Genomic DNA, 9,073 nt, shown 5'->3' on the forward strand with positions numbered 1-9,073 from the left:
GTGTTAAAAGGTTAAATATTTAATTTTTAACTAAAATAGTATGGAACAAGATGAATATCCTTTTGAAGAAGTAGACTTTAGCAAACACTATTAGTCTATGAGTATTCTGTCACTATTTGTGAGTATTTTACTAATTTAAGGTAGAGATTGTATTTTTTGCCAATACTTTTTTTAAAGAATCTATGTTCTTTTTGTAGGATTTGGAAAATGGAAGTTGTTCTTGACCTATTTTTAAAGCGCAAATACTTTTTCCGTAATTTATTCTAGACACATAGTCCATGTTTAAAATATAACTTTGGTGAACCCTTATAAAGTTTTCAGGGAGACTACCTTCAAATGTTTTTAACGTTTTAAACGCACTAATAGTACGTCCATCTTTCATAATAAAATCAGTAGCATTATTATCAGCCTTTAGATAAAGAATTTCATCTGTATTCAAATACTGAAAATCACTATATGATTTCAAACAAATAGTTGAAGCCGTTTTCTCTTTGGGGACATGTTTTTTTAAACGCATTAAAGTTTTAAGGATATCCAACTCATTATAGGGTAGCAACCAATAATCAAAAAAATTATTCTTTATTGCGTCATAAGCATGATTCTTGGTTTTAGACATACCTATTATAATGGGCATATTGGATACATACTTGTATAGTTCATTTACCATTTCATAATATTGTTGGGTATTTTTATCTAAATTGATAAAAACCACATCTGGTAAATGTTTTAAGATAATGTTCAATCCCTCAACACTATCTTTTGCCAATCCATAAAAAGAGAAATCTCCATACTCTTCCAAATAGTGTTGAAATTGTAAGCTAGAAGTTGCATTAGAATCAATAACTATAAACGTATATTCCATGGATTCTCTGTATGGATAATAAAATTAAAGATTCTGATTATCACCACATTAAAGATAAACCATAGAATATGTATGGTTTCTATGTTAAAATGCTGAAAATCAATACATATTGAAAGAAAAAGACTACAAATAATAAAATTTCTAATTATTTGGAACAAATTCATAAGCTCCAATGTCTGGAGAAGTTGTTCTATCATTTCCTAAAATATCTATTGGTATAGTTTGTGAATTGCCAACATCTGCTTTGCCTATTACTTGTGAATCTTCATCAATTTTGAAATTATTTTTCTGTACTTCCAAAAAACCTGAATCCACATTTAATAAAATGGAGTTATACAAAGATGAGTTGTTAAAATCATATAATGGATTTTCTTGAAACTGTGCTGATGATTCATTGAACTTTATAGAGCAATTCTTAAATGTATAATTAAAAGAAAAAGAATTATTATTTCCTAAAATCAACTCATGGCTATTGTTACCATCAATTATAGAGTTTATGAAATCCGCATTCATTAAATCTTTAGATAAAATAGAAGTTTCAGTTTCAACAAAATTATCAATTAAGAGCGAAGGGGTGTTTCTAAAACCATTGTTCCAATAATTTGCAATGGTGGCATGTGTAAATGTATATGAACCACCTAAATTACAATAGAGAGAAGAAACGCCAGCGTTTCCTAAGACAAGATTTTCTCCAGTAATAGATGCCGTTCTTGCCCAAAGATTAATATTTAAACTGTTGTGTATTTGAGAGTTTTTAATAGAAAGAGTAGGGGTGTTCAACACTCCATCTCCTTCCACAAACAAGCCGATTGACGCGTTTTTTATTGTTAAATAATTTATTTTATTATCTATACTTCCTGGCGCTATCCATATGGTTCCCCATTGTCCTGGAGTATATTCAAATTCTGGCTCCAAACGGTCACCTTCAAATATGACTTCTTTTTCTAGCTTTTTTTGATTATCACTAAGTTCTCCCATAACATTAATAGAAGCAGTGTTTTGCACAATTATACCAGAATTTTCATGAAAATATACTCTACATCCGGCATCAACTATCAAAGTTTCGTTTTCTGGAACAGCCGCATAACCATATATTACATATGGTTTTTCATTGGTAAACGTTAGTAGGGGTGGCTCAAGAACAAATCCTTCAACACGGATTTCATTTCCATTTTCATCATTTCCTAAAAGCAACGACTCTTTACTGCCATTGGATAATTTTTTCGGATATAAGAAAACGGCATCTTTAACTAAAGTCACCAATTGTACCTCTTGCATATTGCCTTCTGATGAAAATTGTAATGCATCTGTATATAAAAATTCTTTTTCATTTGTGGGAGTTACATCAAATGTTGTTTCTATAAAAATAAAAATACTGTCCTTTGCCAAAATTGGAATGTCTTGAAACTCTTTGCCAGCCAATCCATCTACATTTAATCTATAACTACTTCCTTGCCCATTTGCCAATTGAATGGATGGTATAAGAACATCAATATTACTTTTGTTATATACTTTTAAAGAATAGGTGCTAGTGCCAATATTGGTAAAAACAGTGTCTAAATAGACAGTGTCCTTGGAAAACTCTAAATTTCCTGCACTGGTTTGATAGTCAAAATTCTTACGACAAGAACTCCATACTAGAATTAAAATAATTACTACTAGACCAAATAAATATTTTCGCATAGCAAGTTGCGTGGGGATTTAGTTTGAAAAAATTCCCTCAATGTCTTTTGTGACTTTCATTGGTTTAAAAGTTTTGGCATTGAGTAAGCAAAATTTGGTTTCAGAATGAACATATAAATCACCAGTTTTCTTATTATACATTTTTACAGCCCTAATTGAAAAACAACCCTCAGTTTTGGCCACATATGTATGGACAATAATTTGGTCATTTAATTTAGCTGCATTTTTGTAAGTTATGTTATGATTAATAACGACCCAAATTACAGAATCTTGTATTTCCTTTGGAGCTAGTAGTTGCCAATGCTCTCTAGAAATATCTTGTATCCAATATACGTACTGCACATTGTTAACATGGTTTAAATCATCCAAATCACTTTCTTGAACTTGAATAATTTTTTCATGGACATTCATTACTTTTTCATCAATTTAACCTCAAAGAGTTTATCCCAGTACTTGCCTGTAACAAAAAATGACTCTCTAGTGGGGTTGTATGCAACGCCATTCAATACAGAATTGACTTCATCCCAATTTTCTCCTTTAGTCACCAATTTTTTTAGACCACCAAAATTAACAACGCCTTCTATAGCCCCGCTTGCTGCATCTATAATCATCATGCTTTCCTTTTCATATACATTGGCATAGATTTTTCCGTTTACATATTCCAGCTCGTTTGCCTTGTTAAAAATTGATTTGTTAGTAACAATTTCTAGATAGTCTTCTTCAATAAGCGTATCTGGGTTCAGTATCCATATTTTTTCAGAGCCATCACTCTTATATAGTTTTTCACCATCATTACAAAAGCCCCAACCTTCCTTGCTCTGTCCATATTTAAAACTATCTATTTTTTTGAATTCATTTAAATCGTATACAAAACCAGTTCCACTTTTCCATGTTAATTGATAAATTTTACCATTTAAAATCGTAATACCCTCACCAAAGAAAGCATCTTCCAAATCAATTTGCTCAATGACCTCACCTGTTTTAAAATTTACCTTTCTAAGGGATGAACCCCCTTTTTTTCCAGTACTTTCATATAAAGTATCTCTTTGAAATTCTAACCCTTGAGTAAAAGCTTTATTATCATGGGGATATGTATTTATAATTTCATAAGTATACACTTCTGGAGAAGTTGCGGACAATACCTTAATATCTTTTAAAATCTCTCCAGAACCATTTTCATACTCTATGCTTGCCTTTATTGTTTTGTTTCCCAGTTTGGGAGTACTAAGTGTAATTTTGTTGTCTATAACAGAAAGTTCTTGCCCATCAAATGAGTAAACTACATTGTTTACCTTTTTTCCTTTAATATTTTTTAAGCTTATAGCAACAGTTTGATTTTGACTAAAAACATTTTTATTTCCTTCTAACTGTATAGAAAAAAGTTCAGAAATTGGAATATTACCTCCTCCACATGCATTAAGCAAAAAGGTTAATGAACTGAGTGCTAAAAATTTATAAAAATTCATTTTGTACAATGTATTTACTGGCAAGTTATCCAATAAAAATTAGAAAGTAAAACGATTGCATCAAATTTAAAAGGTTGTATATTTGCCGTTGGCAAGTCCTACACGACCAGCTCCTGCAGAATCCCCCAGGGTGGGAACGCAGCAAGGGTAAGCGGTTGTAGCGGTGCGATGTAGGTAGCTTGCCTTTTTTTGTACCCAAAAGTCTGCCGTAACTTCTTCCTTTTTTCTTTCCCTTATTTATTGCTTTATTTGCATACATATTACACTATTATGAATGGTAAAGTTGTATTGATTACTGGAGGTTCATCTGGAATTGGAAAAGCAATAGGCATTTATTTGAAATCTAAAGGGCTCACAGTTTACGGTACCACAAGAAATTTGATGAATTATAAAGAGTTCAATGAATTTGAATTGGTGCAGTTAGACGTTAGGAAAATTGATAGCATTGACGATGCGGTTAAATACATAGCAGAGAAAGAGGGAAGAATAGATGTTTTAATAAATAATGCTGGGGTTGGTATAACTGGTCCAATCGAAGAAACGCCACATGAAGAAATTCTAAAAGCATTTGATACAAACTTCCATGGTCCTTTACACATGATTAAGGCAGTTTTGCCACATATGCGAGAACAAAAAGAAGGGATAATTATTAACATAACCTCTATTGCGGGTTATATGGGGCTTCCATTCAGGGGAATCTATTCTGCTACCAAAGGTGCTTTGGAACTTATTACCGAAGCTTTTAGAATGGAAATCAAGGACTTTGGAATTAAAATGACCAATTTGGCCCCTGGGGATTTTGCAACAAATATAGCAGCTGGTAGATACCAAGCACCGTTCCTCAATGATTCACCCTACAAGAAGAATTATGGTAATACTTTAAAAATGATGAATGAGCATGTTGATAGTGGGGGGAATCCCTTAGAGGTGGCAGAGCAAGTTTATAAGATAATAAAAACTAAGAAACCCAAAGTACATTATAAAGTTGGAGAATTCATACAAAAGTTCTCAATTGTTTTAAAAATGGTTTTACCAGATAAAGTATATGAGAAACTATTGCTAAATCATTATAAGTTGTAATTTTGCACCTTTAAAGAATATAGATAATAATTTAAATCAAAGTATAGCATGAAATTTTTCATAGACACGGCCAATTTAGGACAAATTAAAGAAGCTCAAGAATTGGGAGTTTTAGATGGAGTAACTACGAATCCATCCTTAATGGCAAAAGAAGGAATTACAGGTAAAGACAATATCTTAAAACATTATGTTGATATCTGTAATATTGTTGATGGTGATGTTAGTGCCGAGGTTATTTCTACTGATTTTGCTAATATGGTTAAAGAAGGAGAGGAATTGGCTGAGTTGCATGAGCAAATCGTGGTAAAGTTACCTATGATTGCTGATGGTGTTAAAGCGTGCAAATATTTTTCTGATAAAGGAATAAGAACTAATGTAACATTGGTATTTTCAGCTGGGCAAGCACTTTTAGCTGCTAAGGCAGGTGCTACATATGTTTCTCCTTTCCTTGGTCGTTTGGATGATATATCAACGGATGGTTTGCATTTGATTTCTGAAATCAGATTGATTTATGATAATTATGCTTTTGAAACAGAAATATTGGCTGCATCTATTAGACATACCATGCATGTTATTGACTGTGCTAAAATTGGAGCTGATGTAATGACAGGGCCTTTGTCTTCTATCGAAGGTTTATTAAAACACCCTTTAACAGACAGTGGTCTTGCTAAGTTTTTAGCCGATTACCAAAAAGGAAATTAAAGTTCAAATTAATAAACAAAAAAGCCTTGGGAAACCAAGGCTTTTTTTATTGCTTGGAAAGTTTTTATTAAAATGAAGTATATAGATTGGCAAAAGCATCTACGACCATACCATCTTTTGCAATAAATGCCTTATTAGGATCAAAAACGATCATGGTATGAACTAATTTATCATAATCTGTTGCTCTATATTGTTTTGATTCATCCAAGCCCTTGGACTCTATTAGAGCCAACCATCTTTTCAAATCAGTTTTTACACTAATACCAACGAATTCATATTCTGGATGTTTATCAGATAGTTTGGAAATATGTTCTGTTATATTATCAAAATGCTTTTTTTGTGTACTGGACCAAAAATAGAATACAACTTTGCTTGGAGAAGCGGTTATTTCTTTTAATAGAACTTCATTTCCTTTAGTATCATAAACAAGGAGATTTGGAACTTCTTTATTTGGCTGTATTTCCTTGATGCTTTTGTAAAGTGCATCTATTTCAGTAATATGTTTATTCTCTTGAGAGTATTCATGAAAATTGCTAATAAACGTATCATTGTTTTTCTCAATATCATGTTTCAATAAATAATCCACAGCAACATTTCTAAAAAGATTGTCACGCAAGTCTTTTTGTTTAACACAACTATCAATAAGTTTTAGTTTGTGTTGGTAAAAATGCAAGTTATTTTTTACTATACCATTCTCAATTGCACACTTATGAGAACAATCTGTAAATGAGAGGTTACCATAATGGTACTTCATAAAATCATAGTAAGGTCTAAAATATGTTAGGGCCTTATTATTAAAACTTAGTTTTTTTCTATAATTATAAAAATTTTCTGAAAGGTTGTGAAAATCCTTTTCGCCTGTTTTTCTTTTATGATAGTAAGGATATTTTTCTTTGTATATGTAGTAGTTATAATCAATGCTAGCCTGTGCCATTTCTATTGCTTTTTTAGAAAGATCAGCAGTTGATTGTAAATCTGTTAAGGCTTCAATTTTCTGATTTCTTAACGAATCAATTTTTTTTGAAAATGCATCTGGCTCCAATTTAAATAAAGAGTGAACAAAATAGGCTTCCTCCTCATGTGTCAAGAACATATCAATTAGAAAATTATTGATTTCTTCACCTTGGCCAGAAAAGGCAAGAGACTCATCAAAATCTGAAGTATTTAAACGTGTTAAAAGACTATCGCCTTTTTCAAAATAAACATATTGTAATTCTGGCGTATGGTCAAAATGATGTAGACCTTCAGTGACTGAATCCAATTTAAAAGAAAATCTGTTTTGGGAATCTAATTTGGCAGAGTCCACAACAACATCATCTTTATAAAGCACCACATAATCACTTGTAGGGTTAACAATTTCACCCGCAAAGTAAACAGTTGAAGCTGATTTTTTTTCAATCGAACTACAACCAATAAGTAAAAAAGCACATAGGTAAGGTAAAAGTTTATCCATATACAATACTAGATATTATAAACAAAGCTACTAAACCCAACAAATACTGATTGTTAATAGGTAGTTAAATGTTGTGAAACTGTATTAAACCATGGATAAAGTACGAGCTTTTTAAGTTTATTGGTTTAAGGGGGTAAAATTATCTATTTTTGCAAAAAATTAAAATTAAGCTATGTTATCTGTATCCAACCTATCAGTGCAATTTGGAAAAAGAATCCTTTTTGATGAGGTAAATGTATCCTTTACCCAGGGAAACTGTTATGGTATCATTGGTGCCAATGGTGCAGGGAAATCAACCTTTTTAAAGATTTTATCCGGGGAAGTTGATCCAACTTCTGGGCATGTTCATTTAGAGCCCGGGAAAAGAATGTCAATTTTGGAACAAAATCACAATGCCTATGACGATTTTCCAGTTTTGGAAACGGTAGTGATGGGCAATAAACCTTTGTTTGCAATAAAAAAGGAAATTGATGCGCTGTATGCGGATTATAATGATGCGAATGCAGATAGAATAGGGGAGCTCCAAGTAGAGTTTGAGGAAATGGATGGATGGAATGCCGATAGCAATGCTGCGGCATTATTATCTAATCTTGGTATTAGTGAAGAATTCCATTACATGAGTATGGCAGAAATGGATTCTAAATTAAAAGTTAGAGTCCTATTGGTACAAGCATTGTTTGGTAATCCAGATGTTTTAATAATGGATGAGCCAACTAATGATTTGGATTATGAGACAATTACTTGGCTAGAGCATTTTTTGGCTAATTATGACAATACTGTGATTGTTGTATCACATGATAGACATTTTCTAGATTCTGTTTGTACGAGCATTGCTGATATAGATTTTGGAAAAATTAATTTATTTTCTGGGAACTATACATTTTGGTATGAGAGTAGCCAATTAGCATCTAGACAGAGAGCACAACAGAATAAGAAAGCAGAGGATAAGGCAAAAGAACTACAAGAATTTATACAGCGTTTTAGCGCCAACGTTGCAAAAAGCAAGCAGGCAACTTCTAGAAAAAAAATGCTGGAAAAATTAAAGATTGAAGACATTAAACCTTCCAGTAGAAGGTACCCAGCCATAATTTTTGAAAGAGAGAGAGAAGCGGGAGACCAGATTTTAAATGTAGATAAATTATCTGCCACCTCTGAAGATGGTGATTTGTTGTTTAGTAATGTAAATATCAATTTGGCAAAAGGGGATAAGGTTGCAATAATTTCTAGGGACTCTAGAGCTACAACTGCTTTTTATGAGATTATCAATGGAAAGAAAAAGGCAAGTGAAGGAAAGTATCAATGGGGAGTTACAACCAACCAATCCTATTTACCGGCGAATAATGAGGATTATTTTAACGAAAACATTAATCTTGTTGATTGGTTAAGACAGTGGGCAAAAACCGAAGAAGAAAGGGAAGAGGTATATATTAGAGGTTTCTTGGGTAAAATGTTATTCAGTGGTGAAGAAGCTCTTAAAAAATGTACTGTTCTTTCAGGAGGTGAAAAAGTTCGTTGTATGTTAAGTAGAATGATGATGATAAGAGCCAATGTACTTATGCTAGATGAACCTACCAACCACTTGGATCTGGAAAGTATTACTGCATTTAATAACTCTCTAAAGAATTTTAAGGGAACCGTTCTATTTACTACCCATGATCATGAATTTGCCCAAACGGTGGCCAACAGAATAATTGAGCTTACTCCAAAAGGGAATATTGATCGCTACTCAACTTTTGATGAGTATATGTCTGATGTTGCCATAAAGGAACAGCGAAACAAAATGTATTAGGTAAATTCTTAGTTTGTTTTTTATTAAATATAGCTTTT

The 9,073-nt window shown here is 32.2% G+C and carries 8 protein-coding genes and 1 other RNA gene; 4 read left to right on the forward strand and 5 right to left on the reverse strand.

The annotated features are described in order from the left end of the window. Window positions 1-130 precede the first annotated feature (130 nt). The 4 genes from AC000W_RS14245 to AC000W_RS14260 form a co-directional block, all read right to left on the reverse strand. Complete coding sequence (locus AC000W_RS14245; RefSeq protein ID WP_474749232.1) at window positions 131-862, reverse strand: LytR/AlgR family response regulator transcription factor; 732 nt, start codon at window positions 860-862, stop codon at window positions 131-133. Between the two features lie 141 nt (window positions 863-1,003). Then, a complete protein-coding gene (locus AC000W_RS14250; RefSeq protein ID WP_474749234.1) occupies window positions 1,004-2,545 on the reverse strand; it encodes a hypothetical protein in 1,542 nt (513 codons plus the stop codon). A gap of 18 nt (window positions 2,546-2,563) precedes the next feature. Continuing rightward, complete coding sequence (locus tag AC000W_RS14255) at window positions 2,564-2,956, reverse strand: acyl-CoA thioesterase (protein WP_474749235.1); 393 nt, start codon at window positions 2,954-2,956, stop codon at window positions 2,564-2,566. Further along, complete coding sequence (locus AC000W_RS14260) at window positions 2,956-4,011, reverse strand: glutaminyl-peptide cyclotransferase (protein ID WP_474749236.1); 1,056 nt, start codon at window positions 4,009-4,011, stop codon at window positions 2,956-2,958. Before AC000W_RS14260 ends, AC000W_RS14255 begins: the two co-directional genes overlap by 1 nt. 89 nt (window positions 4,012-4,100) lie before the next feature. Between AC000W_RS14260 and ffs the strand changes: the two genes are divergently transcribed. From ffs to fsa, 3 genes are all read left to right on the forward strand, one after another. Next, window positions 4,101-4,199, forward strand: an RNA gene (ffs, locus tag AC000W_RS14265) — signal recognition particle sRNA small type. Between the two features lie 82 nt (window positions 4,200-4,281). Continuing rightward, window positions 4,282-5,091, forward strand: coding sequence for an SDR family oxidoreductase (locus tag AC000W_RS14270; protein ID WP_474749238.1), 810 nt, complete (start codon window positions 4,282-4,284; stop codon window positions 5,089-5,091). Window positions 5,092-5,139: 48 nt separating this feature from the next. Next, window positions 5,140-5,793: a fructose-6-phosphate aldolase gene (fsa, locus tag AC000W_RS14275; protein ID WP_474749239.1), complete on the forward strand. Its 654-nt coding sequence runs from the start codon at window positions 5,140-5,142 to the stop codon at window positions 5,791-5,793. A 67-nt stretch (window positions 5,794-5,860) separates the two neighbouring features. Here the strand turns inward: fsa and AC000W_RS14280 are convergent, their stop codons facing one another. Beyond that, a complete protein-coding gene (locus tag AC000W_RS14280; protein ID WP_474749241.1) occupies window positions 5,861-7,246 on the reverse strand; it encodes a TlpA family protein disulfide reductase in 1,386 nt (461 codons plus the stop codon). Between the two features lie 172 nt (window positions 7,247-7,418). Between AC000W_RS14280 and AC000W_RS14285 the strand changes: the two genes are divergently transcribed. Beyond that, the gene (locus tag AC000W_RS14285) at window positions 7,419-9,035 is read left to right on the forward strand and encodes an ABC-F family ATP-binding cassette domain-containing protein (RefSeq protein ID WP_474749242.1); all 1,617 of its coding nucleotides are present in this window, start codon (window positions 7,419-7,421) and stop codon (window positions 9,033-9,035) included. The last annotated feature ends 38 nt before the right edge of the window (window positions 9,036-9,073 follow it).

Source organism: Saonia sp., from assembly GCF_056326165.1.

Coding starts and splice junctions, on each gene's coding strand:
- AC000W_RS14245 (WP_474749232.1), bottom strand. CDS start 862: ATGGAATATACGTTTATAGTTATTGATTCTAATGCAACTTCTAGCTTA.
- AC000W_RS14250 (WP_474749234.1), bottom strand. CDS start 2,545: ATGCGAAAATATTTATTTGGTCTAGTAGTAATTATTTTAATTCTAGTA.
- AC000W_RS14255 (WP_474749235.1), bottom strand. CDS start 2,956: ATGAATGTCCATGAAAAAATTATTCAAGTTCAAGAAAGTGATTTGGAT.
- AC000W_RS14260 (WP_474749236.1), bottom strand. CDS start 4,011: ATGAATTTTTATAAATTTTTAGCACTCAGTTCATTAACCTTTTTGCTT.
- AC000W_RS14270 (WP_474749238.1), top strand. CDS start 4,282: ATGAATGGTAAAGTTGTATTGATTACTGGAGGTTCATCTGGAATTGGA.
- fsa (WP_474749239.1), top strand. CDS start 5,140: ATGAAATTTTTCATAGACACGGCCAATTTAGGACAAATTAAAGAAGCT.
- AC000W_RS14280 (WP_474749241.1), bottom strand. CDS start 7,246: ATGGATAAACTTTTACCTTACCTATGTGCTTTTTTACTTATTGGTTGT.
- AC000W_RS14285 (WP_474749242.1), top strand. CDS start 7,419: ATGTTATCTGTATCCAACCTATCAGTGCAATTTGGAAAAAGAATCCTT.